This window comes from Paraburkholderia jirisanensis (assembly GCF_054782355.1).
Genome location: NZ_BAAGSQ010000027.1, coordinates 66,097 through 92,779 on the forward strand (window position 1 = coordinate 66,097; position 26,683 = coordinate 92,779).

Consider the following 26,683-nt stretch of genomic DNA (forward strand, 5'->3'; position numbering starts at 1 on the left):
GTCTAGAACGAGAACATCGTCATCAGATCGCCGATCGACGTCGTATTGACCGGCACATACGGATTCGCCGATGCGCTGACCGGATTTGGCAGACGGTCGCGGCTACGCGCCGACAACGGCTGCAGACGCCAGTTGCGTTCGATGAATTTGAGGATCGAGCCGTGGTCGTAATACGTGTGATCGATCATGCCGGTCCGTGCATACGGCGACACCACCATCATCGGAATCCGTGGGCCGTCGCCGAAGAAATCGAGCGGCTGGATCGGGCCGGTATCGAAGTGACCGCCGCCTTCGTCGGTGGTGATCAGGATCGCGGTGTGCGCCCACAACGTCGGATTGGCCTGCACGCTGGCCAGCACGTTCTTCAGGAACAGCTCGTAGGTGGCCGGTGCCGAGTAGCCCGGGTGACCGCTGTCGAAGTTCTTCGGCACCACAAACGACACCGCCGGCAACGTGTTGTTCTGCACGTCGCTGGTGAAGGTGGCGAGGTCGTTGAGGCCAGCCTTCAGCGCGGGTGTGCCCATCACGTTGGCCGACGCCACCAGCGGATCGCCGATCACGTTGTACTGCGCCCCTTGCGCACCGGCGATGGCTTGCGGAGCGGGCAGGCCGCCCAGTTCGAGCAACTCGATTTCGTTGGTCAGGTCCGCCACATCGCGCCCGCCCGTGTACCACTTCCACGACACCCCCTTGCCTGCCAGCGCCTCGGCGATGGTCGGCACGGTTTGCGGCGGGTAGTTGAAGTTGTTCGCGCCGATCGGCTGAACGTTGCCGTTCACGTCGAAGCCCGGGTTGTAGTTGTTGACCAGGTAGTACTTGCCGGCATCGCAGTTGCTCGCGACGCGCTTGCCCGACAGGAAGCCGAGCACCGCCGACACGCCCGGCTGCGACGTGTCGGAGCAGTTCACGTACGAACCGCCTTCGTAACCATCGGCCGTGTAGAAGTTCGCCGTGCCCGCCATCGGGTTCGGGTTCTCGACCTGGTTGGCCGGCGGCGTGGCGACCGCGCCGGCCGAATTGAAGTACGGCAGGTCGCCGGTGGCGATCGAGAAGAAGTTCGCGCCCGTGCCGCCCATGATCGACTGGTGATAGTTGTCGCTCATTGCATAGCTTTGCGCGAGCGACTTGAAGAACGGCGCGTCGCCGGTCGACATGTTCATGAAGCCCATCAGCTCGCCGCCCTGCGACGGATTCGACGGCGTGATGCCGGTTGTGTCGCCGCCCTGGCCGACTGTCGTCGCAACCCACGTGTACATGTCGAGCTTGCTGTTGTCGCCGCCGGTTTGCTGCCACATCTGGAAGAAGCGGTGCACCGGGTCGCCGGTCATCGCGAACATCGTCAAGAGCGGCGCGACCGACGTGAGCTGGCTCGCATACGGCATGTACCTGGTGATCTGGAACGGGCCATTCGGCAAGGTTGCCGGGAAACGCGTATCCGGCGTGCCGCCGCCGGTGGTGAAGGTTGGCGGTGTGACGATGCCGACCTGTTCGGGCTGCGGCAATGTCGAGAACGCGCTGCCGCGCGTCGGGTTGATCGTGTACGCGGTTTGCGTCGCGCCCTGGTTCTGCGCGGCGGCCGCGAAGTTCGAACCCGGCGTGCCGTCCGCATTGATGATCCCTTCGGACAGCAGGTTTTTCACCGTTTGACCGGACGGCGGTGCATAGCCGCCGAACAGGCCGTCGAAGGTCTGGTTCTCGCCGACGATCACGATCACGTGCTGGATCGGCGTGGTGGTCGGGCCGTTGGACAGCGCCAGCGCTGAGGTGACGGCAGTCGCCGCCATCGGGCCCGACACCGGGCCGCTCGCCGGAATCGCAACCAGCGCGCGGTTCACGTCGACGCCGGCCGCGACGGTGCCGGTGTGCACCGTGAAGCGCGCGATGTCGAACAGGTTATCGAGCGGGTTGGTGGCATTCGCGACGTACGCGCTGCCGATCGGATCGGCGACCGTGGCGGACGGCACCGCAAACGCGGTGAACAGCGGCTGCAGCACGCCGGCGACGTCCTTGTCGGCTTGCGTGATGGTGGCAGCGGAAATCTTCGCTGCGCCGATCTGCGCCGAGGTGGGCGCGCCAGTCGGCACGATGCCCAGCACGCGCTGCGTGATCAGCGACGTGTACGGATTCAGGTTCGCGACCGCGGCGGCCGGCGCGCCGCCATTGGGCGCCGGGTTGATCACCGCCGACAGCGTCGCAGGCGTGCCGTCGAGATCGTTGAACGGCGCGGTCAGCACGAACGGCGCGGTGCCGCTGACCGTGACCGTGAACTTGCCGGTCGCGTCGGTGGGCTGCGCCTGGGTGGTTTTGCCGGTGCTGTCGGTGATGCTCACCGTCACACCGACCACCGGCACCCCGGTCGCTGCGACGCCCGTGATGTTCAACGTAGAGGCATTCGACGATGCCGACGACGAATGGTCGTCAGAACCGCAACCGGCAAGCGACAGCAGCGCGAACGAACCCGCGAGCGTCAGGGCGCGAAGTTTCATGAGTGTGGTCTTCTCGATTGTTGTGTGATGCGCGGATCACCTTGTTGGTGGTCCGGTCCCGCGGATGGTGTCAGCGACAGATGACAGCTTCGTGATGGGTATGTGTCGGGATAATTGAAATGAAACCGACATCAAATATTTTGAAAGGCAAGCGCAGCAGCGAGCAGGCCTCGCGCACGCGCAATCGGGTCACTCGAACTTGACGAGATGGAGTGCAGGCAACGGGCCGCCTGGAAACTGCACGAGCCGGCCGCCCACCTCGATGGAACCGAGATCGATGCCAAAGAAGCCGAGCCGGTCGATCAGCGCGGCTACCGTCGCTTTCGCACCCGCGTTGTCTCCCGAGAAAAACAGCACACGGCGTCCGCCTTCGACTGCGGGATCGCCAGCGACGAGTTCCGCCACAAGATGATTGAACGCCTTGACGACAGCCGCGCCAGGCACCAGCTCGGCGAACACTTCGGTCGAGGCTCGGCCGTGCAGTTCGGCCGCCTTTAGCGACGGCTTCTCGACCGGGTTGTTCGCATCGATCACGATGCGACCGTCGAACGCAGGCAGACCCGACAGCGCGGCAGGCAGCTTCGACCAGTTCACGGCGACCAGAACGATGTGCTGCGACGCCGCTTCTTCGCGCGTTCCAGCCTTGATCGTAGGGCCGAGCTGCTGCACCAGGTTCGCCAGCGATGCGGGCCCACGGCTGTTGGAGATAACCGCGTCGATGCCCTGTCTGGCGAGGGCTTTCGCGAATGCGCAGCCGATTGCTCCCGCGCCGATGATGCCGATCGTGCCGATGGTGCTCATGATGATGCTCCTTGAAGAACGACGGAGTCCGAACCTGGCGGTGAGGCCCTGATTGCGGCGGTAGTGGAGCCGCGTGGCCAGATGATTTGGGACGCGCTCCGGATATGACAAAGCTCGCGCGACCCCGGCACGCTAGCGACGATCGGCTGCAGCGCCCGACGCCCGCGATGCCGGTACGATTGCCACGCCGTTGGCCGGCAACTTATGCCCCGTCGCGGGACGTTGCTGGGCCACGATCCGCGACAACGACGTCGCAGCCGGAGTGGTGATCCGCTCGAGGTCCGCGACTTCATCGGCAGACAGCGCGATATCGAGCGATTGCAGATTCTCGTCGAGCTGCTCGAGCGTGCGCGCGCTGATAACGACCGGCCCGACGCCGGGCCGCGTGGACAACCACGCCAGCGCCACGCTCGCCACCGACGTGCGGTGCCGTTCGGCAACCGCGCGCAGCGCATCGATCAACGACTCCAGCAGTTCGTCGAGCCACTCGAGCGTGCGCGCGCCGATGATGACCGGCCCGTCACCGGGCAGCGCGGACAACCACGCCAGTGCCACCGCAGCCACTGATGTACGGTGCCGTTCGGCCACCGCACGCAGCGTCTCGATCAGTTCGCGCTCCCGTTCGCGCATCGGCATGCCGAACGTCGACGGCCGCTCTGCGCTGTCACACGCACGCGTGTAGTTGCCGGACAGCACGCCGAATTTCAGCGGCGCCCACGGCATGATGGCCAAACCGAATGCCTGTGCCATCGGCACGATTTCATGTTCGACGTTTCGCTCGAGCAGCGAGTACTCGACCTGCACAGCGACGAGCGGCGCGCCGCCGCGCATCTGGCTGACCATCTGTGCATGGCAGACTCGCCACGCAGGCGCGTTGCAGAAGCCGGCGTATCGAACCTTGCCCGCGGCAACCAGATTGTCCAGTGCGCGCATGGTCTCTTCGACCTGGGTGAGCGCGTGATGGCCTTGCAGCCAATAGATATCGATGTAATCGGTTTGAAGACGGCGCAATGATTGCTCGCATCTGCGGACCATCATTTTCGCGTTTGAACCGCCGAACCGGGTGCCGATCACCAGCCGTTCGCGACGCGAGCAATCACCCGCAAGAAAATCGCCGATGATTTTTTCCGAGCGGCCTTTGGTGTGCATATCGCCTGCATCGATGAAGTTGCCGCCGCGCTCGACAAAGCGCCTCAAAATCGCACCTGATTCGGCGACACTCGAACCGAAGTTCCGGTCGTCATTGAAACTCATCGCACCAAGGCACAGCGGGCTAACGCGCAGGCCCGAACGACCTAGCGTCACGTACGAATCAAGTGGCATGAAGACTCTTTATGCGCAGGTTCCTGGTCGACAGCAGTCGGCTATATAGGCGCGCAGTCTATTCGCGTTGCATAGTAACCCCTGACAGCCACCCGCGTTTCGGCACAGTAATGCGAATTCCTGAATTGCACTTTTCTCCGTACATGAACATATTTTCGTTTTAGTATTTTTATGTTGGATTGCTTATTTTTAGTTGTTTGTGAATAAATATGGAAACGCTCAATCTGCGTTGTCAGAAGCCCCAATTCAACCGGAGTTGCCATCAGCCACGACACCGCGCTTTGGTGCGTCGGACTGGACCCGCATTCGCGCATCTGGAACTGACATTCCGCAAAAGCGCAAAGATGAAACAGCGGATGGAAACTGTTTTCTGTTCACTACCTCGACATTCACACGCCATGACTGATCAATACCGCGACGACCTGCCGCTGCACGATGTGAAAGACTTGCTCGACTCGCTCACGCCGTTCGAAATGGTGAGCACGATCCTCGCCGGCCGCGGTGGCCTGCGCGTGCTGCAGGAACTGGCGACGCGTGGCATCACGGCCGAGAACCTCGCTCAACTGCAGTCCGAAGTGCAGCACGGCCTGACCTTGATCGAAACCACCGCCCGATTGCAGGGCGTACACATGTCGGAGCTGGACGGCTCGACGACCCGCGCGGGGAAAACGGGAATGCATTGATGAAGGCGATCGCATTACGCGCGTCAATCGGGACGGACGTCTGCTCGCGCAAACAGGGTATCGAGTTCCCCACTCTGCCGCCGCCCCAACGCGATCGCCTGCAACGCCACGCGCCGTGCCTCTGCAATTGCCGCCTCGCTCGCATGCTTTTGTCGATGGGAATTGGATCTATCCGAGCCGCGCGGCACACCGATGAGAAATCGCGAAACTGATCGGGGTTGACTTCAGACTCAGATCGATTTCGCTGGGTGTTACCCAGCCAGACACTACGCACTCTGGAACATTCTCCTATCTACCGCGGTGCCTCCTGGATGAATACTTAGGCATGCGTTATTAGGTAATTTTGCGATAGGTTCGATGATACGCTGACCACTCCCGATGCGAATGGCACAAGGCTACACCCGCGCTTCTGCGAAACGATGGACACATGTCGTTTCCGCAAAAGCACCTGTCGCTTTGCGCGCGCGTTTCAACCACATCAACGATAAACAATGACCGACCTCAAAACCACACAAGCCCATTTTTCTTCTCACGAGTATGTGCAGCGCGTTACGATCTTCCTTCAGGAAGTGAGTGACTGGTGCAGAGGCCGTGAGCTGACGGTCGAATACGGCGCGGTAACGCTTAGAGAAGAGTTCGTCGCTCCGTATGAGGCGGCGAGTCTTCATATTTCAAAAGATGGAGTACCGCTCGGCAGGATCGTGCCTGTTGGATCCAGAATCATCGGCGCGGAGGGTCGAGTGGATTTGATCGGTCAATTGGCAAGACACCCGATCGTTTACCACGTCTGGAAAGACTCAGCGCTTTCCACAAGAGCCATCTCCAACGAGAAAGCCATCACGTCACCTTCAACTCCGAATCGTTCCCGGCTGAAGCGAGACGGTTGGCACTGGACCGAGGCGAAAGTCCGCCCCGCAAAGTTCATTGACGAAAGTCTATTCCTCGATCTACTCACCGATGTTTCCGACTATGAATTTTACTAACCCACTTGATTCCGTCTACGAAGCGTTTGAAGTCGCCAACGACTGCTTTAAGGTTGTCACTCGCATAATTCACATCCGGCGCGGCAAGCGCACACGGCGCACTCAGTTTTTTGAGGCGGGTCAAAGAGCAACCAATGCCGCACTGGAAAACGCCGCAAAGCAAGCTGCCGACCTCGCGATTCTGGCACTGTTCGCTACGTTTGAACGATTTGTCATTGAGCACCTGCAGACCGCGAACCACTTGCTGGCGGCAGGTTATCCGCGAACGTACTCCGCCAAACTGGCAGAGAAGTTCGAAAGCGAGGTGGAGTACTGGAAGTTCGGGGACGTTCTCAATCTCTTCAAAGGGGAAGTCAATCCCAACCTAATCGGCCAAGTGAAGCAAATCAAGCAATATCGCGATTGGATTGCGCATCGTAACCCGAACAAACCAACCCCCCTGCAGTCCCACCCCGAAGCGGCCTATATCGTCTTAACGAAAATGATCGAGCAAATTCGACAGGCTCACCAGGTTCCGATGACCGAGGAAGTGATAGACGACGTTGCATCTGCATTAGCCGAATAGAAGCGCTGATTTCTCCGGCACTCGCGACCAGCCGTGCAACGGAGCGCTGCGACCTTTGGTTCACGCTCCGCTGGAAAAAATCGGCAAATAAGCCAGAAGCGATCATTGAGCAAAGCCAAGCCGATCGTCACTCGATCGGCCCACGACACGCGCCACTTCACACCACCTCACTGCGTCTCCACCGCCGCCCGGCTTCCCGACGCAATTGCCTGCAACGCCACGCTGCGCGCCCCTTCAATCGCCGCTGCTTCGCTCGCATACAGCGTGTCACCCAAAACTCGCTGATACGGCAGAATATCTTCCTCCTGCATGATCTCATTCGTCACCGAGCGAACCGCCGCATACGCGCTCCATCCGCCGTTCTGAATCGATTGCATCGCCGACAGTACCAGCTGATATCGTCCAAGCGTTTCGATGTGCATGATGTTCTCCGTGTTGAATCAAATCAAGGGGGCAGGTCCGGCAAGACCGGCGCATGTGCACCGATCTTGCCGTCACGACAGGCGAACTACGCGCTCAGCTGCGCAAGCAGCGCATCGACGCTGCTCTTCGCATCGCCGAACAGCATGCGCGTGTTCTCCTTGTAGAAAAGCGGGTTGTCGACGCCGGCATAGCCGCTCGCCATGCTGCGCTTCGATACGATCACCGTATTGGCCTTCCACACTTCGAGCACCGGCATCCCGGCAATCGGGCTGCCCGCATCTTCCAGTGCGGCCGGATTCACGATGTCGTTGGCACCGATCACCAGCACGACGTCGGTGCTACCGAAGTCTTCGTTGATCTCGTCCATTTCGAGCACGATGTCGTACGGCACTTTCGCTTCCGCGAGCAGCACGTTCATGTGGCCAGGCAAACGCCCCGCTACCGGGTGAATGCCGAAGCGCACCTTCACACCCTTGTCGCGCAGCTTGCGGGTGATCGCGCTGATGGTCGACTGCGCCTGTGCAACCGCCATCCCGTAGCCGGGCACGATGATCACTTCCGACGCGTCGCGCAGCAGCGAACCGACTTCGTCGACGGTGACCGCCACCACTTCGCCTTCGATTGCCGCTGCCGTCGTGGTGACCGTGCCGAAGCCGCCAAAAATCACCGACAGGAACTTGCGGTTCATCGCGCGGCACATGATGTAGCTCAGAATCGCGCCGCTCGAACCGACCAGTGCGCCGGTCACGATCAGCAGGTCGTTGCTGAGCATGAAGCCGGTCGCCGCCGCCGCCCAGCCCGAATAGCTGTTCAGCATCGACACCACCACCGGCATGTCGGCACCGCCGATCGCCATCACCAGATGCACGCCGAGCAGTGCGGCAATGACCGTCATGATCAGCAGCGGACGGGCGCCTTCCGCCGCAGAGGGCGCAGCCAAAAACAGATAGCCAAGCGCCACGCAAGCGAACACCGCGACCAGATTCAGCGTATGCCGCATCGGCAGCACTAGCGGTTTGCCGCCTACCGTGCCTTGCAGCTTCAGGAAAGCGACGATCGAGCCGGTAAACGTCACCGCGCCGATAAACACGCCGAGGTAGATCTCGACGTTGTGGATCGTCTGTCCGGCGCCGCCGAGGTCCGCTGCTTCGTGCGCCCCCGGCGACAGGTAGCTTGCATATGCAACCAGTACTGCCGCCAGACCGACGAAGCTATGCAGCGCCGCCACCAGCTGCGGCATTTGCGTCATCTCGACGCGCCGCGCCAGAAATGCACCGCCTGCCACGCCGATCACCATCAATACCGCGACCACGGGCAGCGCGGCGCCGCCGCTCAGGCACAGCGTCGTGACGATCGCGATCGCCATGCCGGCCACGCCATACTGGTTGCCGCGCCGCGCGGTCGAAGGGTGGCTCAGGCCGCGCAGGCTCAAGATGAACAGCGCGCTTGCGGCCAGATAGGCCATGCTGCCGATTCCGTTTTGCATGTCGGTCTCCTTATTCGTCGCGCTGGAACATGTTCAACATGCGCTGGGTCACGAGGAACCCGCCCGCGATGTTGAGTGTCGCGATCAGTAGTGCGAGTCCCGCCAGCACCGTCACCAGCGTGCTCGGCGTGCCGATCTGCAGCAGCGCGCCGATCACGATGATCCCGCTGATCGCATTGGTCACGCTCATCAGCGGTGTGTGCAAGGCCGGCGTCACGTTCCACACCACCTGGTAGCCGACGAAAATCGCCAGCACGAACACCGTGAAGTGCGCGACGAACGCAGGCGGCGCGACTGCGCCGAGTGCAACCAGCAGCACGGCTGCAACGACAAGCCCGACGATGCCGAGCGTCGCCGCGCGGCGGCGCTGTTCTGCGGTGACCACCGCCGGCGCACCATGTGCCGGCGCTTTGGCGGCGGAGGCTGCCGGCGCTGCGGGCGCCGGCGGCGCAGCGCGCTTCGGCAGCGGCCACTTCAGTTCGCCGTTGTGAATCACGGTCATGCCGCCGATCACTTCGTCTTCGAGATTGACGTTGATCTCACCGTTCTTCTGCGGGGTGAGATCCGTCAACAGATGGCGCAGGTTGGTGCCGTACAACTGGCTCGATTGCGTGGCCATGCGCGACGGCAAATCCATATAACCAATCACGTGCGCGCCTTCCACGTGTGCGATCGTGCCCGGCTGCGTGAGCTCGCAATTGCCGCCCTGTTCCGCCGCGAGGTCGACCACCACGCTGCCGTGGCGCATGCTGCGCACCATCTCGGCGGTGATCAGCTTCGGCGCCGGCTTGCCCGGAATCAGCGCGGTCGTCACGATCACGTCGACTTCCTTCGCCTGCGCGGCGAACAGCGCCATTTCCGCTTCGATGAACGCTGCGCTCATTTCCTTCGCGTAGCCGCCCGAACCGCTGCCGTCTTCCTGATAATCCAGTTCGAGGAACTCGGCGCCCATGCTCTCGACTTGCTGCCGCACTTCAGGTCGTGTGTCGAATGCGCGCACGATCGCGCCGAGGCTACGCGCAGCGCCGATTGCGGCGAGGCCCGCGACGCCCGCACCGATTACCATCACCTTCGCCGGCGGAATCTTGCCGGCCGCCGTGATCTGCCCCATGAAGCCTCGACCGAACTGATGCGCCGACTCGATCACCGCGCGGTAACCCGCCATGTTGGCCATCGAGCTCAGCGCGTCGATCTTCTGCGCGCGCGAAATGCGCGGCACGCAGTCCATCGCCATCGCCGTTACGCCGCGTGCACGCAGACGTGCCAGCAGCTGCGGATTCTGTGCCGGCCAGATAAAGCTGATCAGCGTCGTGCCTTCGCGCAGCAGTTCGACTTCGTCGTTATCCGCTTCGATCGACGGTGCGCGCACCTTCACGACGATGTCCGCCGCTGCGTACAGCGCCTTGGTATCGTCGACGACCTGTGCGCCCGCCGCGCGATATGCATCGTCGGAAAACGCGGCCAGTTCACCCGCGCCGGTTTCCACCGTCACGTTGAAGCCGAGCTTTGCGATATGCGTAATCGTCTCCGGCGTCAGTGCAACGCGACGCTCTCCCGGATAACGCTCCCGTGGTACTCCAATCATCATCGGCATAGTTGATTTCCCAATCGACGTTTCAAATCCTGTTATGCATCTGTGTGCGTCCGGCGCGCAGCGTCACGCGCGCGCAGCCGTACGCGCCTTGCGTCGGCGTAGGCGCCGTCGCAGGGTCCGAAATCCAGTCGTCAAATGGTCGGTCAGCCGCGAACGCGGGCTGGGAGACGCAGCGTGCCCGGCGGGTGGGCACCCGCTTCGCGACGCTTGTCTCAGGCGGCCCGCGTGCGGCGAACCTGGTTGCTTTGCTGTTTGCTGGAAGTGCGATGCGACGCGCGGCCTTGCGGCCCGAACCCGCGCACCGCAACACTCGATCGCGCGAGGCCTGACCCCGCGCGCGTGCCTGCGTCCGGCTGCGCCGCCGCTAAAAGCGCCGTTATGCGCCGGCCTTCGCCTCCAGCTCCGTCACGCGCTTGCGCAGCGCGCGCTCTTCAGCAAAGCGGACGGTCTCGTCGCGGATGATCGCGACAATCCCGGTGACCTCGCCCTGCTGAGAATGCAGCAGCGCGACAGTGAATGCTATCGACATCGCACGGCCTTCCTTGTTGACTGCGGGTACCTTCAGCAGATCGTGGCCGTACTTCGTTTGCCCGGTCGCCATGGTCTTTTCGTAACCTTCCCAGTGACGCCCACGCAGGCGTTCGGGAATGATCAGATCCAGCGATTTTCCAAGGGCTTCTTCCTGCGTGAAACCGAACATCGTCTGCGCCGCCGGATTCCATAGCGTGATCGCACCGCTTGCATCCGAAACGATCACGGCATCGCCGATCGCGTTGACAAGCTGTTCAAAGTCGATTGTGGGGGCCATGGTGTTGTCCGGGCTTTAGCCTGTGGGCAGGCAGGCAGTTTTTTATCTGTTGCAGCCGCCGCTTCGCTTTTTTGCTGCGACTACTCGCGAAGCGGCGGCCAGGTGGCGCAATGCTACACGCCGGGTACTGCTACATCGGGTACTGCGTGCGGTTCATCGAACTTAAACCGCGTTCGATTCGCGCATGCTCGAGATCTGCTGGTCGCTGTAGCCGAGTTCCGCCAGCACTTCGTCGGTATGCTCGCCAAGCAGCGGCGATCCGGTGATTTCCGGCTTCAGGTCCGAGAACTTGATCGGGCTGCCGACCGTCAGGTACGTACCACGCACCTTGTGCGGCACTTCGACGATCGAGCCGCTCGCGCGCAGCGATTCGTCGTTGGCCAGTTCCTTCATCGTCAGCACCGGTGCGCACGGAATGTCGAACTTGCGCAGGATGTCGACGGCTTCGAACTTCGTCTTGTCGGCCAGCCACGTTTCGATCGTCGCGAAGATGTCGAAAATGTGCGGCTGACGGGCAGCTGCCGTGTTGTAGTTCGGATCGTTGACCCACTCCGGCTTACCGATCGCGTGGCAAATCGGTTCCCATGCGTGGCCTTGCACCGTGAAGTAGATGTACGCGTTCGGGTCGGTTTCCCAGCCCTTGCACTTCAACACCCAACCCGGCTGGCCGCCGCCGCCGGCGTTGCCGCCGCGCGGCACCACGTCGCTGAACGTGCCGTGCGGGTATTGCGGATACTCTTCGAGGTAGCCAAGGCGGTCCAGACGTTGCTGGTCGCGCAGCTTCACGCGGCACAGGTTCAGCACGCTGTCCTGCATCGACACGGCAACCTTCTGGCCCTTGCCGGTCTGCTGGCGGCCGATGATCGCGGTCAGAATGCCGATCGCGAGGTGCATACCCGTGTTGCTGTCGCCGAGCGCTGCAGCGCTGACCGTCGGCGGGCCGTCCCAGAAGCCGGTGGTCGAAGCCGCGCCGCCTGCACACTGCGCGACGTTTTCGTAGACCTTCAGATCCTGATAATGGTGGCCGTCGCTGAAGCCCTTCACCGATGCGACGATCATCTTCGGGTTCAGTTCGTTGATGCGTTCCCACGAAAAACCCATCCGGTCCAGCGCGCCCGGGCCGAAGTTTTCGACCAGCACGTCCGATTCCTTGATCAGCTTTTCCAGCACTTCCTTGCCTTCGGCCTTCTTCGTGTCCAGCGTCAGCGAACGCTTGTTGCTGTTCAGCATCGTGAAGTACAGCGCATCGGCTTCAGGGATGTCGCGCAGCTGATTGCGCGTCACGTCGCCCGAACCCGGACGCTCGACCTTGATCACGTCCGCGCCGAACCACGCCAGCAGCTGCGTACAGGCCGGGCCCGCTTGCACGTGCGTGAAGTCGATGATCTTGATGCCTTCGAGTGGTTTGTTGCTCATTCAAGTCTCTCCAGGGATGGCTGAATTACTTTTTCGTCGCCGCGCTTTGCGGATTCAGATTGGTCAAGCGACCGCTTTCGGTGCCGGCGGTTTCGTCGATCACCGCGTTGATCAAGGTCGGTTTGCCGGACTTGATCGCTTCTTGCAATGCGTGAGTCAGTTCTTCCGGCGTCGTGGCGTTCACACCAATGCCGCCGAATGCTTCGATCATCTTGTCGTAACGCGCGCCCTTGACGAACACGGTCGGCGCCACATCCTTGCCGCCCGTCGGGTTCACGTCGGTGCCGCGATACACGCCGTTGTTGTTGAACACGATCGTGCAGACCGGCAGGTCGTAACGGCAGATCGTTTCGAGTTCCATACCGCTGAAACCGAATGCGCTATCGCCTTCGATCGCCACGACTTGCGTGCCGCTCGTCACCGATGCGCCGATCGCATAGCCCATGCCGATGCCCATGATCCCCCACGTGCCCGAGTCGAAGCGGCGGCGCGGTTCGTACATGTCGATCACTGCACGTGCGTAGTCGAGCGTGTTCGCACCTTCGTTGACGACGTTGATGTCCGGGCGCGTCTTCAGCACATCGCGGATCGCACGCAGCGCGCTGTGGAAGTTCATCGGCGACGGATTCTTCGCCAGCGTCGCGGCCATCTTTTCGAGGTTCTTGTTCTTGCGCTCGTTGATCGCGTTGATCCAGTCCGACGGCGGCTTCGGGAAGTTCGCATCGATGCCGGCGAGCAGCTCCGATACGCACGAACCGATATCGCCGATCAGCGGCGCTTCGATCGCGACGTTGCTGTCGATTTCGGTCGGCGCAATGTCGATCTGCACGAAGCGCTTCGGTGCCGCGCCCCACGTCTTGCCCTTGCCGTGCGACAGCAGCCAGTTCAGACGCGCGCCGATCAGCAGCACGGTGTCCGATTCCTGCAGCACGAACGAGCGCGCGGCGGAAGCCGATTGCTCATGCGTGTCGGGCAAGAGGCCCTTGGCCATCGACATCGGCAGATACGGAATGCCGCTCTTTTCCACGAGGTCGCGGATTTCCTTGTCGGCTTGGGCATACGCTGCGCCCTTGCCGAGCAGGATCAGCGGACGCTTGGCGGTCTTCAGCACGTCGAGCGCGCGCTTCACCGAATCCGGTGCAGGCAGTTGCGCCGGCGCGGCATCGACAACCTTGATCAGCGATTGCTGGCCCTTCAGCGCATCCATCGTCTGTGCCAGCAGCTTGGCCGGCAAGTCGAGGTACACGCCGCCCGGGCGGCCCGACACGGCCGCGCGAATCGCACGCGCCACGCCCACGCCGATGTCTTCCGCATGCAGCACGCGGTAGGCAGCCTTCGCGTACGGCTTGGCTGCGTTCAGCTGGTCCATCTCTTCGTAATCGCCCTGCTGCAGGTCGACGATCTCACGTTCGCTCGATCCGCTGATCAGGATCATCGGGAAGCAGTTCGTCGTTGCATTGGCCAGCGCCGTCAGGCCGTTCAGGAAGCCCGGTGCCGACACCGTCAGGCAGATGCCAGGCTTCTTGGTCATGTAGCCGTGAATCGCGGCCGCATTGCCCGCGTTCTGCTCGTGACGGAAGCCAATAAAACGCATGCCTTCGGCCTGCGCAAGACGCGCGAGGTCGGTGATCGGAATGCCGACCAGACCGAAAATCGTATCGATATCGTTCAGCTTCAGTGCATCGATGACGAGGTGGAACCCGTCGGTGGTGGCAGCTTGCGATTCCTGGGCCGATGCATCAGGGCGCGCAATTTCAACAGTAGACATTCACTCATCTCCAGATCGTTATGACTGTTACGCCGTCGCGTCGTGTATGGAAACCGGTGGCAGAGACCCTTCCGTCGGGAGCCCCGTCGCGCACTGTGATATACCATATATCACACACCACGTTGGACTCAATAGCTTTTTGCCCTTAAGGGTTCCAGCATCTGCAGCAAGACTCTCGGCCGGTCACTCTACGGGCGACGACGTTTCCCGTAGAAACTTCATTAATTTCAGCGATGTACTCCTTTCCTAAAATTCTTGTGCAGCACAGCATCGATTGCTGGACCGTATCTAGAATGTGATATACCAAATGCGCGAAGACAGGTAGGCCCTTGGACGTTGCGCATGGGAAATCGCTCTCTGTTGGTCTGGATCAGTCGAGGAAGTCGCAGCACGCATTCACGTGCGCGGCCAGTTCAAGCGAGTGTCGGCGCACCAGCTGCTCTGCGCCTTCGGTGTCGCGCGCCTGCAGCGCTTCGATGATGTGCATGTGCTCGTTGATCGAGCGCGACGCTCGGTCGCTTTGTGAAATCGTCAGCTTGCGGATCGCACGGACGTGCGCGAAGACATTGCGGATCGTCTGCACGATCGATTGCGACTTCGACAGCTTCACCAGCGCCTCGTGAAACGAAATGTTCGCCTCCGAGTACTCTTCGATATGCCGGTTCGGCGCCTGCTGCTCGCCGCCGTGGAAGCGGTCGAACAGCCGCCGCAGGTCCGCGATCTCCTCGTCGCTCGCCTTCAGCGTCGCGAGGCGCGCGGCCATGCTTTCGAGCGCGGCCCACATCTGGATCATCTCGACGATCTCGCGCTTCGTCTTGCGCTGGATGAAAATGCCGCGGCGCGGCACCGCGCGCACAAAACCTTCCTGCTCGAGCAGCGTCATCGCTTCGCGAATCGGCGTGCGGCTTACGCCAAGCGCTTCGGTCAGGTTACGTTCGTCTAGGCGGATCGCTTCACGCGAGCCGTAGATGTCCGCTTCGGCGATCGCCTGGCGTAGCTGCGCGTAAGCGAGATCGCGCAGCGATGCGTTTGGCGCGAGCGGCTGCAGCGACAGCGCAAAAGGCGTCGCACGCCCGCCGGCCGAAGCCGACGGGCGCAGCGTCAGTACGGCATCTTCGCTCACTCGTTGGATCCCAACGGAGTGGGCCGATACGCAGCGGCGCCGAACCCTGCGCGCGCTTCGCTTTCCTTCGCCGAGTTCTCGATCCAGCGCTTACGCATCGGTGCGAGGAAGAACTTCGCGCTGACGCTGCCGGCAATCGAGATGCACGCGGCAAAGATGAACACCGTGTTCCAGCCGCCGTGCTCGGCCAGCACCGACGCGACCGGCACCAGCAACGCCGCCGTGCCCTTCGCGGTGTACAGCGTGCCGGCGTTGCCTGCCGCGTACTTCGCGCCGAACGTATCGGCACAGGTCGCCGGGAAGTTCGAGAAGATGTCGCCGTAGAACAGGAAGATCAACGCGGAGAACACCATGAACAGGTACGGGTTGTGACCGAAGTGCATCAGGCCGAGCAGCGCGAGGCCTTCGCCGAGGAAGGTCAGGAACATCGTGTTCTCGCGGCCGATACGGTCTGAAATCGCACCGCACACCGGCCGCGTGAAGCCGTTGCACACGTTGTTGATCGACAGCGTCATCGTCAGCAGCGGCAGCGTGGCGGAGAACAGCGTCACCGGCATCGACGCGAAACCGAATTCCTTCGCGATCGGGCCGATCTGCGCGGTCGCGATGATGCCGCCCGCCGCGACGCACACGAACATCGCGTACATCACCCAGAACACCGGCGTGCGCACCATCTGGTTGGTCGTGTAGTCGACTTTGGTCGCGACGATGCGCTTGACGGCGCGCGCGGCGGCCGGCGGGCTCGGACGCACCAGCAGCGTTGCCAGCAGCAGGATCACGCCGCCTTGCAGAATGCCGAAGAAGATCAGCGTGTGCTGGTAGCCGGAGCGCTGGATCATCGACGCGATCGGGATCACCGTCAGCGCGGCACCTGCACCGAAGCCGGCGGCCGTCAGGCCCGCCGCCAAACCGCGCCGGTCCGGAAACCACTTCAGCGCGTTGCCGACGCACGTGCCGTACACGCAGCCTGCGCCGACGCCGGAGATCACCGCGGCGATATACAACACGGGGAGACTCGGCGCATACGCATCGAGGATCCAGCCGAGGCCGGCGCAGATTGCGCCGCCGATCACCACCGGACGCGGACCGAAGCGGTCGACGAGCCAGCCCTCAATCGGAACCAGCCAGGTTTCGGTGACGATGAAAATGGAGAAAGCCGTCTGAATCGAAGCGAGCCCCCAGTGATGATCGGCGCTCATCGGTTCGACGAACAGGGTCCACGCGTATTGAAGGTTCGCGACGAGGCCCATGCAGATGATGCCGATCGCGAGTTGAAACCATCGGCTCTGCAGGCGAGAGGGCGTGCCGATGGGTGCTTTGTCTGACTGGCGCAAGCTACGTCTCCGTTAATCACTTCTTGGTGTCGTACTGGCGCTGCGGTTCTTGTTGCATAGGCACAAATGTGCAAAGCCCGACCATAATTCGCCGACGTCCGACGATGGTGGGTTTTTTTTCGCAATAGCAAAAATCAAAGTTTTTTATCGTTTGAATAAGCCTTGGCGAATAGGCGAAGGGGTTTAGTTAGAAACAAGTAAGTAACCGGCGAGCGATTCGACACGGAATCTGGAGGATGAGCGGGAGCGTTGCGATGAAGGCGTATGAGGGTTATCCCGAGGAACAACCATGCGACCGGACACGCGCGCCTACGCAAAGCGCGCATGTCCTTTACTTACTATTTACTCATTAATCAGAACCGCTGAACCAGCAACGACGTTGCGATTCGCATCAGGCCGCGAGCACTTCGACGATCTTCCGCTGGAACGCCAGACCGTCGCTATCGAACAGATGGCAATGATCGGGCGTGGCGCCAAACTTCACCGTCTTGCCCTTCTGATGCCGATCGAGCGGCGGAATCCGCGCAATCAGCCCATCCGGCGCGACACCGCATTCCGCATAAAGATAAGCTGCATCGCCAAGCGATTCGATCGCCATCACCGTCGCGGACACACCGAAGTCGGTCGAATCGATGTGAATGTGCTCGGGTCGGATGCCGACCGTCACCTTGTCGCCTTCCTTCGCACGGCCAGGCTCTACGTTCACACGTTGTGTTTCGCCGGTGTCGTAGCGCACCACCAGGCCGTCCGTGGCCACCGACTGCACGACGCCTTCGAGAAAGTTCATCTTCGGCGAGCCGATAAAGCCGGCCACGAACCGGTTCGCCGGCGCGTGATACAGCATGTTAGGCGTACCGACCTGCTCCAGATTGCCGGCCGACAGCACCACGATCTTGTCGGCCAGCGTCATTGCTTCGACCTGATCGTGCGTCACGTAGATCATCGTCGTCTTCAGTTCGTCGTGCAGGCGCGCGAATTCAAGGCGCATCTTCACGCGCAGCGCGGCATCGAGATTCGACAGCGGCTCGTCGAACAGGAACACCTTCGGTTTGCGCGTGATCGCGCGGCCGATTGCCACCCGCTGCCGCTGCCCGCCTGACAATTGCTTCGGCTTGCGTTCGAGCAGATGGTCGATGTGCAGGATCTTCGCCGCGTTGCGCACGGCCACATCGATCTCCGGCTTTTTTGTCCCGGCGAGCTTCAGGCCGAACGCCATGTTGTCGTACAGCGTCATATGCGGATACAGCGCATATGACTGAAATACCATAGCAATGCCGCGCTTGGCCGGCGGCACGTCGTTCACGCGCGTGGCGTCGATGTTCAGATCGCCGCTACTGATATCCTCCAGCCCGGCGATCATCCGCATCAGCGTCGACTTGCCGCAGCCGCTCGGTCCGACGAACACGACGAACTCGCCATCCGCGATGTCGAGGTTGATGTTGCGCATCACTTCGTTGTCGTCGTAGCGCTTGCTGATATTGCGCAGGGTCAGGCTAGCCATGATGTGTCTCCGTGTATCGCTTTTGCTGCGTTGAATCGTCTCAATGAGAACCGGCCTGGTGCGAGCCGGCCGTCGTGCGTTGCGTGATCTGCTGCGTCCAGCGCTGCACCCGTTCCGGTAGTTCCCGCATGTCGTCGAAGATCTGCTGCGCACCGGCGCGGCGCAATGCTTCGATCTGCGCCGCGCTCGCATGACCACCGCCGGCGAAACCGATCACCGTCATGCCGGCCGCCGTCGCCGCGGTGACGCCTGTCACACTGTCCTCAACGACAAGACAAGAATCAGGCGTGACGTTGAGGCCGCGCGCCGCCGCCAGATACACATCCGGCGCGGGCTTGGGCCGCGGTACTGCATCCGCGCAAAACAGGCGCTCGCCAAAAAACTTCGCAAGGCCGGTACGCGCGAGCGCGGCTTCGACATACGGCCTGAAACTGTTGCTCGCGCAAGCTTTGGTTAGTGTGACGCTGGCCAATGCCTGTTCGATGCCATCTACCATCGGCGCCTGCACGGCGGCCGCTTCGACGCTGGTGCGAATCGCCTGGATGTCGTGTTGCGCGAGCGTCTTGCCGAGCTGCTCTGCCGTGCCTTCCAGCACGCGTTCGATGCGCAGGCCAAGCAGCGGCATCACGATCGGCGCGACGTCCGCACCGGGCCAGCGCGTTTCGAGTTCGCGCACCAGCATCGCGGCGGCGACGGCTTCGCTGTCGATCAGCACACCGTCGCAATCGCAGATCAGTGCGAGGTCGGTTTCGGTCCTGATGTCTGTCTGCATGTGCGTCACTTAACCGCCCCGAACGTAAGGCCACGCACCAGTTGCTTCTGCGACAGCCAGCCGACGATCAGGATCGGCGCAACCGCAAGCAACGATGCCGCGGAAAGCTTGGCCCAGAACAACCCTTCCGGACTCGAGTACGACGCGATGAACACCGTCAACGGCGCCGCATTCGAGCTCGACAGATTGATGCTCCAGAACGCTTCGTTCCACGACAGGATCACCAGCAGCAGCGCAGTCGATGCGAGGCCCGGCAGCGACATCGGCATCAGCAGATAGACGATTTCCTGCCACGTCGCCGCGCCATCGATACGGCCGGCTTCGAGAATGTCGCGTGGAATCTCGGCGAAGTACGTGAACGACATCCACACGGCGATCGGCAGATTGATCAGCGTATAGACGATGACCAGACCCGATACCGTGTCGAGCAGCCCGCTGTTCTTCCACAGCAGATAGATCGGCACCAGCACGCCGACCGACGGCATCATCTTGGTCGACAGCATCCACAGCAGCACTTTCTGCGTGCGGCGAGTCGGGAAGAACGCCATCGCATACGCTGCGGGCACCGCCAGAAGCAGACAGACGATCGTCACGCCCACTGAGATCAGCACCGAATTCCACGCAAACGCGAAGTAATTGCTGCGCGCGAACACTTCATGGAAGCTCTCGAGCGTAGGCGTAAAGAACAGTGACGACGCATACGCCTGCTGCTCGGTCTTGAATGCGGTGATCGTCATCCAGAAGATCGGGAAGAACAGCAGCAGCGCGATCAGCCACGCGAGGATGCCCGGAATGCTGCGCTTGACCACGGCCCACGGCGAATTCACCGAAGAGCTTGCGCTTGCAACAACGGGTGTAGCAGCGACCTGGCTCATTTTTCGTACTCCCCTTTCAGGTTCTTCGCGAGCATCCGCACAAGGAAGAACGACACGATGTTCGCGAGCACCACCGCGAGAATCCCGCCCGCCGAGGCAAGGCCGACGTCGAACTGCTGCAGGCCGAGCGAGTAGATCAGGTACGACAGATTGGTGGTGGCATTGCCTGGGCCGCCGCCGGTGGTCGTATAGATCTCGGCGAAGATCGACAGCAGGAAGATGGTTTCCATCATCACGACCACCGCGATCGCGCGTTTCAGGTGCGGCAACGTGATGTAGAAGAACATCGCAAATGGACCGGCACCGTCGATCTTTGCCGCTTCCTTCTGCTCCTGATCCAGCGACTGGATCGCGGTAAACAGAATCAGAAACGCGAACGGCAACCACTGCCACGCGACGATGATGATCACCGCAGTCAGCGGGTAATCGGCGAACCAGTCGATCGGCGTAAGACCGACCGCGCGCATGCCGCTTGCGATCAACCCATACACCGGGTGCAGGATCATGTTCTTCCAGATCAGCGCGCTGACGGTTGGCATCACGAAGAACGGTGCAATCGCGAGCAACCGCGCCACACCTTGCCCGTAGAACTTGCGGTCGAACAGCACCGACATCAGAACGCCGCCGACCACCGTGATCACCAGCACCGCAACGATCAGCTGCAGCGTATGCACGATCGACGGCCAGAACGATGGGTCGGTCGCGAGGTAGTGGTAGTTATCGACGCCCGCGAATCCTTTGACGTCAGGGTTCAGCAGGTTGTAGCGCGAAAACGAAAACCAGATCGTCATCGCGAGCGGAATCGCCATCCATAACACCAGAACCGCAACCGAAGGCGAAGACAACCAGCGCGCCGAGGCGGCCTTGCGCGATTCGCGTTCCTGCTCAGTTTGGGGATGGTCGGCGTGCGACAGTGGAAGGCGCAGATGAGGCATGGTTGGCACCTGTTCGGTAATGCGCGAGCCGCGTTGCTGCGGGCGGCCCGCTGTGCTGCCGGAGTCCGGCTGGACGGGCGTCCAGCCGGGGTTGCTTCAAGCGGACGTCGTGTTGCGAAGCACGCGCGGGTTACTTGCCGGCGTTACTTCTGATACCCGGCCTGCTTCACGGCGCGGTCCGCAGCGGCGTTGCCCGCTGCAAGCGCCTGATCCACCGTCATCTGTCCCGCCACTGCGCCGGAGATGCTCTGGCCAACCACCGTACCGAACGACTGGAACTCCGGAATGCCGACGAACTGCACGCCGGTGTACGGCACCGGCTTCGCGGTCGGATGATTCGGATCGGCGGTTTCGATCGCCTTCAGCACGAAGTCGGCGAACGGCGCGGCCTGCTTGTACTCGGGGCGCGCATACGTCGACTGACGCGTGCCCGGCGGCACCGAAGCCCAGCCTTCGTCCTTTGCGGCCAGTTCGATGTACTGCTTCGACGTGGCCCATTCAATGAACTTCTTCGCCGCGTCCTGCTGCTTGGAGGTCTTCGGAATCGCCAGCGCCCACGCCCACAGCCAGTGCGAGCCGTTCGGCGTGACCTGCGTCGGCGCGGCCGCGAAGCCGACCTTGTCCGAGATCTGCGATTGCGTCTTGTTGTACAGCATGCCCGCCGCGACCGTTGCGTCGATCCACATCCCGCACTTGCCGGACGACATCAGCGTCAGGTTTTCATTGAAACCGTTCGAGCTCGCTCCGGGCGGTCCGTACTTCTTCAGCAGGTCGACGTAGAACGAGACGGCTTTCTTCCATTCAGGCGTGGTCAGTTGCGCCTGCCACTTTTCGTCGAACCAGCGACCGCCGAACGTATTCACCAGCGTCGTCACATACGCCATGTTCTCGCCCCAGCCCGCCTTGCCGCGCAGGCAGATGCCGTACATGCCGTTGGCCTTGTCGGTCAGCTTTTCGGCGAATTGCGCGATCTGGTCGTAGGTCGGCTGGTCTGGCATTTTCAGGCCCTTCGCCTGAAACAGGTCCTTGCGATAGAACGTCATCGAGCTCTCGACGTAAAACGGCAGCGCATACAGCGCGCCGTTATACGACAAACCATCGCGCGCGGTCTTCACCACATCGTTCAGATCGTAGTCGGCCGGCAGGTTGGTGAGCGGCGACAGCCAGCCACGCTTGCCCCATTGCGGCGTTTCATAAGCGCCGATCGTCATCACGTCGAACTGGCCGCTGCCGGTCGTGATGTCGGTGGTGGCACGCTGGCGCAGCACGTTTTCTTCGAGAATCACCCAGTTCAGCTTGATGTCCGGATTGGCCTTTTCGAAGGCCGGCGACAGCTTCTTCAGCTCGATCATGTCCGGATTGTTCAGCGTCGCGATCGTCACGGTCGCTGCCGACGCGCTTAGCGCCGCACAGGCCGCCGCCGCAACGCTCAGTAGTTTCAGCGCGGGCTTCAGGGCAGGTTTCATCGTTTGTCTCCTTTATCGTACGTTCGTATATTGGCTTCGTGAAACCGGCCGGAAAACCGGTGCGACGAGCCGAGGGTGGCGGTGAAAGTCAGCTCATCCAGTTGCCGCCGTCGACGTTCAGGGTTTGCGCGGTGATGTAATCCGCATCAGCCGATGCGAGAAACAGCGCCGCGCCGGTCAGATCCGCCGGCAGCCCCATCCTGCCAAGCGGCACCGCTTCGCCGACGAGACGCTTCTTCTCGCCGAGCGGCCGGTTCTCGTAACGTGCAAAGAGCGCATCGACCTGCTCCCACATCGGCGTATCGACGACGCCCGGCGCGATGCCATTGACGTTGATCTGATGCGGCGCGAGGGCGAGCGCCGCGGATTGCGTATAGCTGAGCACCGCCGCCTTGGTCGCGCAATAGTGCGATACCAGCGCTTCGCCGCGGCGCCCCGCCTGCGACGACATATTGATGATCTTGCCGCCGTGGCCTTGTTCGACCATCCGGCGCGCAACGGCCTGCATCAGGAAGAACATGCCCTTCACGTTGACCGCGAAGAGCTTGTCGTAGGTATCCCAGGATTCGTCGAGAAGCGGGCGCATATCGAATAGCGCCGCATTGTTGAACAGGATGTCGATCTGGCCGAAGTGCTGCACCGTCTGCGCGACGATGCGTTCGATGTCTTCACGCTGTGTGACGTCCGCGCTGAGTGTGAGCACCTGCTCACCGTGCTCGCCGCGCAGTTGCTGCGCGAATTCGGCGGCCGGCTTGACGTCGACCAGAACGCAGCGCGCGCCTTCATCCAGATAGCGACGCGCGACCGCTTCGCCGATACCGCTTGCCGCGCCAGTCAGGATCGCCACTTTGTCTTGCAATCGCGCTGCCACTGCTGTCTCCCATTCGTTCGAGTCTTTGCGCGCAGTGAGCGAACGCTCGCCGCGCGATCAATTGCTCTGTTTATGATCGAATGATCGGATACGTGTAAAGCCATGTCAAGGCGCGCTGCAAGATTTCGATGGTGCAGCGCGGCAGCTGACAGAACGCGGCTCTTCCAATGTAGACAAGGCACGGAGAGAGGCAATGACAAATTGGGACGATACGTTATATCATTCGCGACCTCACCCGTTCCGATGCAGAGCGACCAGGAGCCGCCCATGTCCGCCTCGCACGACCAGCGCCTTGCGCGCACACTCGCGCGCGCCGAAGCCGTCGCCGCCACGCGCGGCGTCGCGTTGACGACGCTGCGCCGGCAGGTCTACACGCTGATCGCGGCCAGCGACCGGCCGATCGGCGCCTATGACCTGCTCGCGGGGCTGGCGCCGCAGCGCGGCCGCGTACCGCCCACCACCGTCTATCGCGTGCTGGACTTTCTGGTCGAGCATGGCTTCGTGCATCGGATCGAGTCGAAGAACGCGTATTTCGCGTGCTGCGAGGTCGGGCACCCGCATCAGGGGCAGTTCCTGATCTGCGAGAAATGCGGCGAAACCGTCGAGATTCCCGGCGGCGAACTGGCCGCACAACTGGCGAGCAGCGCACCGGCGCATGGATTCGAGGTGCGTCATCAGGTGGTCGAGTTAAGCGGTATCTGCGCTGCCTGCCAGCGCGGTCAACGGTAGTCCGGTAGTCGTTCTGTCCAATCCATTTCACAAGGCATAGCGGATCAGCAATGAACAACAACAAGTCGATGCGGCACACAGGGCGTCTCGCCGCCACTCTCGCAGCAAAACTGATCAAAGGCGTGGCCGCTTCGCTGGCCGTGCTGGCGGTTGCACAAGCCGCACACGCGCAGCAGCACAACGGCAAGATCCAGGTGGTAGCCGCCGAGAACTTCTACGGCGACGTGGTGCAGCAACTGGGCGGCGCTTACGTGAGCGTCACCAGCATCCTGAGCAACCCGGACCAGGATCCACATCTGTTCGAAGCCAGCCCGAAGACGGCGCGCGCGTTGCAGCACGCCAGCCTTGTCGTCTATAACGGCGCCGACTACGATCCGTGGATGGCCAAGCTGCTGAACGCATCGAAGAGCGCGACGCGCACGACGATCGTCGCAGCCGATCTGACCGGCAAGAAAAGCGGCGACAATCCGCACCTGTGGTACGACCCGAAGACGATGCCCGCGGTCGCGCGCGCGGTGAGCACGGCACTCGCATCGGCTGACCCGGCGCACAAGACAGCGTACGATGCGAATCTCGCGACGTTTCTCGACTCGCTGAAGCCGATCGACGCCAAGGTCGCCGAACTGCATGGCCGCTACGCCGGTTTGCCGGTCACGGCAACCGAGCCGGTGTTCGGCTATATGTCGGATGCCATCGGTCTGGAGATGCGCAACCAGCGTTTCCAGCTGGCAACGATGAACGACACGGAAGCAAGCGCATCGGATATCGCTGCGTTCGAAGCTGACTTGCGCGGGCGGCACGTACGCGTGCTGATCTATAACAGCCAGGCAACCGAAGCACTGACCAAACGCATGCTGAAGCTCGCGCAGCAATCGAAGGTGCCGACCATGAGCGTCACGGAGACGGAGCCGGCGGGCAAGAACTATCAGCAATGGATGCTCTCGCAACTGGATGCGCTCAGCACGGCGCTCGCCACGGGCGATGCGGCCACTAAAGGAAAGAGTCAATGAATGAAAGCGGCCGAACGCCGTCCGCTGCGGCACCTGTCCTCGAGCTCGAGCACGTAACGCTCGAGCTCGGCGACCGCACGATCCTGCGCGACACCAGCTTCACGGTGCGGCAGGGCGAATTCATCGGCGTGCTCGGCCCGAACGGCGCCGGCAAGACCACGCTGATGCGTTCGGTGCTGGGCCTCGTGCCCGCAGCGAGCGGCACGGTACGCGTGCTCGGCGAACCGGTCGTGTGCGGCAACCCGTCGATCGGCTATATGCCGCAGACGCGCAGCGCGCTCGCCGGCCGGCGCGTGCGCGGCCGCGACTTCGTGGCGATGGCGGCCGACGGCCACCGGTGGGGCTTGCCACGCGCGGATGCAAACACCCGTGCGGATGTCGAGCGGGTGCTCGAGCTGGTCGGCGCCACCGCGCTGGCGGCACGGCCGCTTTCGGAACTGTCGGGCGGCGAACGGCAACGGTTGCTGCTCGCGCAGTGTCTGCTAGGCAATCCGCGTCTGCTGCTGCTCGACGAACCGCTGATCAGCCTCGATCCGCATCATCAGCGCAGCGTGGTCGAACTGGTGCGGCGCGTGCAGCAGGAGCTCGGCATCGCGGTACTGTTCTCCGCGCATGAACTGAATCCGCTGCTGCATGCGCTCGACCGCGTGCTGTATCTCGGCAACGGTGTTGCGGCGCTCGGCACGGTCGACGAAGTGATCACCAAGCCGGTGCTATCGCGCCTCTATGGTTCGGCAATCGACGTAATGCGCGTGAACGGCCGCATCTTCGTGATGTCCGGCGACGTCGAAGTGGAAAAACACGATCACGAGCATGAAGACGACGGCGGCCATAGTCACGGCACGCCGCACGCGCAGGGCCACGCTCACGGCCACCACCATTCTCACGCGTCACGCGACGGACACACGCACGATGTTTGAATACGATTTCATGATCAATGCCTTCGTGGCATCGGGGATCGTCGCGGTGCTGTCGGGCATCGTCGGGTATTTCCTTGTGATGCGCGGGCAGACGTTCGCCGGCCATGCGCTGTCGCACGTCGGCTTCACCGGCGCGACCGGCGCGGTGCTGATCGGCGTCTCGCCGATCTGGGGGATGATCGGCTTCACGCTCGCGGCGGGTGTCGGCATGGGCGCGCTCGGCGAGCGGCTGGCGGGCCGCGACGTGGCGATCGGCGTGGTGCTTTCGCTGGCGCTCGGCTTCGGCTTGCTGTTTCTGCATTTCTTCACCGCGTATGCGACCCAGGTCACTGCGCTGCTGTTCGGCAATGTGCTGGGCGTCAGCGCATCGACGCTGGCGGTGCTGGCCGCGATCGGTGTATTCAGCCTGCTGGCGCTGGCCGCGATCATGCGGCCGTTGCTGTTCGCTTCACTGCAGCCGGAACTGGCCGAAGCGAAAGGCGTGTCGCTGCGGCTCGTGTCGGTGCTGTTTCTGGCGATCGCCGCCCTCGCGGTGGCCGCGTGCACGCAGATCGTCGGCGTGCTGCTGGTGTTCACGCTGATGGTCGGGCCGGCCGCCGCCGCGCAGAACATGACGACGCGGCTGTCCACCGGTCTCGTGCTCGCCGCTGCGCTGGCGCTGGTGCAAGCGTGGCTCGGCGTGACGCTCGCGTTCTATACGGACTGGCCAACGAGCTTCTGGATCACGCTGCTCGCGGCGCTCGTGTACGGCGGGAGTTTGCTGGGACGGCGTTAAGCGGCAAGGCATCAAGGGCGGGCGGCGACAGTGCCT

The 26,683-nt window shown here is 62.3% G+C and carries 24 protein-coding genes; 7 read left to right on the forward strand and 17 right to left on the reverse strand.

The window, feature by feature from the left end:
- Window positions 1-2: 2 nt before the first annotated feature.
- The 3 genes from ACYVNQ_RS23070 to ACYVNQ_RS23080 form a co-directional block, all read right to left on the reverse strand.
- Window positions 3-2,486: an alkaline phosphatase family protein gene (locus ACYVNQ_RS23070; protein ID WP_460905046.1), complete on the reverse strand. Its 2,484-nt coding sequence runs from the start codon at window positions 2,484-2,486 to the stop codon at window positions 3-5.
- Between the two features lie 189 nt (window positions 2,487-2,675).
- The gene (locus ACYVNQ_RS23075) at window positions 2,676-3,287 is read right to left on the reverse strand and encodes an NADPH-dependent F420 reductase (protein WP_460905047.1); all 612 of its coding nucleotides are present in this window, start codon (window positions 3,285-3,287) and stop codon (window positions 2,676-2,678) included.
- 132 nt (window positions 3,288-3,419) lie between these two features.
- On the reverse strand, window positions 3,420-4,610 hold the full coding sequence (locus ACYVNQ_RS23080) for an aldo/keto reductase (protein WP_460905048.1): 1,191 nt from the start codon (window positions 4,608-4,610) through the stop codon (window positions 3,420-3,422).
- Window positions 4,611-5,008: 398 nt separating this feature from the next.
- On the opposite strand from ACYVNQ_RS23080, the gene ACYVNQ_RS23085 reads away from it, so the two are divergent.
- From ACYVNQ_RS23085 to ACYVNQ_RS23095, 3 genes are all read left to right on the forward strand, one after another.
- Window positions 5,009-5,293 (forward strand): hypothetical protein, encoded by a 285-nt coding sequence (locus ACYVNQ_RS23085; protein ID WP_460905049.1) that lies wholly within the window; start codon window positions 5,009-5,011, stop codon window positions 5,291-5,293.
- 491 nt (window positions 5,294-5,784) lie between these two features.
- Window positions 5,785-6,276: a hypothetical protein gene (locus ACYVNQ_RS23090; RefSeq protein WP_460905050.1), complete on the forward strand. Its 492-nt coding sequence runs from the start codon at window positions 5,785-5,787 to the stop codon at window positions 6,274-6,276.
- Complete coding sequence (locus ACYVNQ_RS23095; protein ID WP_460905051.1) at window positions 6,263-6,841, forward strand: hypothetical protein; 579 nt, start codon at window positions 6,263-6,265, stop codon at window positions 6,839-6,841. The genes ACYVNQ_RS23090 and ACYVNQ_RS23095 overlap by 14 nt, the downstream gene beginning before the upstream one ends.
- A 167-nt stretch (window positions 6,842-7,008) precedes the next feature.
- Here ACYVNQ_RS23095 and ACYVNQ_RS23100 read toward each other — a convergent pair whose 3' ends face one another.
- From ACYVNQ_RS23100 to ACYVNQ_RS23165, 14 genes are all read right to left on the reverse strand, one after another.
- Window positions 7,009-7,263: a hypothetical protein gene (locus ACYVNQ_RS23100; protein ID WP_460905052.1), complete on the reverse strand. Its 255-nt coding sequence runs from the start codon at window positions 7,261-7,263 to the stop codon at window positions 7,009-7,011.
- Between the two features lie 86 nt (window positions 7,264-7,349).
- The gene (locus ACYVNQ_RS23105; protein ID WP_460905053.1) at window positions 7,350-8,750 is read right to left on the reverse strand and encodes an NAD(P)(+) transhydrogenase (Re/Si-specific) subunit beta; all 1,401 of its coding nucleotides are present in this window, start codon (window positions 8,748-8,750) and stop codon (window positions 7,350-7,352) included.
- 10 nt (window positions 8,751-8,760) lie between these two features.
- A complete protein-coding gene (locus ACYVNQ_RS23110; RefSeq protein WP_460905054.1) occupies window positions 8,761-10,344 on the reverse strand; it encodes a Re/Si-specific NAD(P)(+) transhydrogenase subunit alpha in 1,584 nt (527 codons plus the stop codon).
- Between the two features lie 376 nt (window positions 10,345-10,720).
- Window positions 10,721-11,152 (reverse strand): PAS domain-containing protein, encoded by a 432-nt coding sequence (locus ACYVNQ_RS23115; RefSeq protein ID WP_460905055.1) that lies wholly within the window; start codon window positions 11,150-11,152, stop codon window positions 10,721-10,723.
- Between the two features lie 162 nt (window positions 11,153-11,314).
- Window positions 11,315-12,568, reverse strand: a complete 1,254-nt coding sequence (frc, locus tag ACYVNQ_RS23120) for a formyl-CoA transferase (protein WP_460905056.1) — start codon at window positions 12,566-12,568, stop codon at window positions 11,315-11,317.
- Between the two features lie 25 nt (window positions 12,569-12,593).
- The gene (gene oxc, locus ACYVNQ_RS23125) at window positions 12,594-14,336 is read right to left on the reverse strand and encodes an oxalyl-CoA decarboxylase (RefSeq protein WP_460905057.1); all 1,743 of its coding nucleotides are present in this window, start codon (window positions 14,334-14,336) and stop codon (window positions 12,594-12,596) included.
- Between the two features lie 370 nt (window positions 14,337-14,706).
- Window positions 14,707-15,435, reverse strand: a complete 729-nt coding sequence (locus ACYVNQ_RS23130; RefSeq protein ID WP_460906056.1) for a GntR family transcriptional regulator — start codon at window positions 15,433-15,435, stop codon at window positions 14,707-14,709.
- A 20-nt stretch (window positions 15,436-15,455) separates the two neighbouring features.
- Window positions 15,456-16,709: an oxalate/formate MFS antiporter gene (gene oxlT / locus ACYVNQ_RS23135; protein ID WP_460906059.1), complete on the reverse strand. Its 1,254-nt coding sequence runs from the start codon at window positions 16,707-16,709 to the stop codon at window positions 15,456-15,458.
- A gap of 475 nt (window positions 16,710-17,184) precedes the next feature.
- Window positions 17,185-18,294: an ABC transporter ATP-binding protein gene (locus tag ACYVNQ_RS23140; protein ID WP_460905058.1), complete on the reverse strand. Its 1,110-nt coding sequence runs from the start codon at window positions 18,292-18,294 to the stop codon at window positions 17,185-17,187.
- A gap of 40 nt (window positions 18,295-18,334) precedes the next feature.
- Window positions 18,335-19,066, reverse strand: coding sequence for an HAD family hydrolase (locus ACYVNQ_RS23145; RefSeq protein ID WP_460905059.1), 732 nt, complete (start codon window positions 19,064-19,066; stop codon window positions 18,335-18,337).
- Between the two features lie 5 nt (window positions 19,067-19,071).
- Entirely contained in the window at window positions 19,072-19,941 is an 870-nt protein-coding gene (locus tag ACYVNQ_RS23150; protein ID WP_460905060.1) for a carbohydrate ABC transporter permease, read from the reverse strand.
- On the reverse strand, window positions 19,938-20,876 hold the full coding sequence (locus ACYVNQ_RS23155; RefSeq protein ID WP_460905061.1) for a carbohydrate ABC transporter permease: 939 nt from the start codon (window positions 20,874-20,876) through the stop codon (window positions 19,938-19,940). Before ACYVNQ_RS23155 ends, ACYVNQ_RS23150 begins: the two co-directional genes overlap by 4 nt.
- Before the next feature lie 143 nt (window positions 20,877-21,019).
- The gene (locus tag ACYVNQ_RS23160; protein WP_460905062.1) at window positions 21,020-22,342 is read right to left on the reverse strand and encodes an ABC transporter substrate-binding protein; all 1,323 of its coding nucleotides are present in this window, start codon (window positions 22,340-22,342) and stop codon (window positions 21,020-21,022) included.
- Between the two features lie 88 nt (window positions 22,343-22,430).
- The gene (locus ACYVNQ_RS23165; RefSeq protein WP_460905063.1) at window positions 22,431-23,213 is read right to left on the reverse strand and encodes an L-iditol 2-dehydrogenase; all 783 of its coding nucleotides are present in this window, start codon (window positions 23,211-23,213) and stop codon (window positions 22,431-22,433) included.
- Window positions 23,214-23,480: 267 nt separating this feature from the next.
- Between ACYVNQ_RS23165 and ACYVNQ_RS23170 the strand changes: the two genes are divergently transcribed.
- The 4 genes from ACYVNQ_RS23170 (at window position 23,481) to ACYVNQ_RS23185 (ending at window position 26,647) form a co-directional block, all read left to right on the forward strand.
- Window positions 23,481-23,942, forward strand: coding sequence for a Fur family transcriptional regulator (locus ACYVNQ_RS23170; protein WP_460905064.1), 462 nt, complete (start codon window positions 23,481-23,483; stop codon window positions 23,940-23,942).
- Between the two features lie 68 nt (window positions 23,943-24,010).
- Window positions 24,011-24,952, forward strand: coding sequence for a metal ABC transporter solute-binding protein (locus ACYVNQ_RS23175; RefSeq protein ID WP_460906061.1), 942 nt, complete (start codon window positions 24,011-24,013; stop codon window positions 24,950-24,952).
- Complete coding sequence (locus tag ACYVNQ_RS23180; RefSeq protein ID WP_460905065.1) at window positions 24,949-25,872, forward strand: ABC transporter ATP-binding protein; 924 nt, start codon at window positions 24,949-24,951, stop codon at window positions 25,870-25,872. The genes ACYVNQ_RS23175 and ACYVNQ_RS23180 overlap by 4 nt, the downstream gene beginning before the upstream one ends.
- On the forward strand, window positions 25,865-26,647 hold the full coding sequence (locus ACYVNQ_RS23185) for a metal ABC transporter permease (protein ID WP_460905066.1): 783 nt from the start codon (window positions 25,865-25,867) through the stop codon (window positions 26,645-26,647). Before ACYVNQ_RS23180 ends, ACYVNQ_RS23185 begins: the two co-directional genes overlap by 8 nt.
- The last annotated feature ends 36 nt before the right edge of the window (window positions 26,648-26,683 follow it).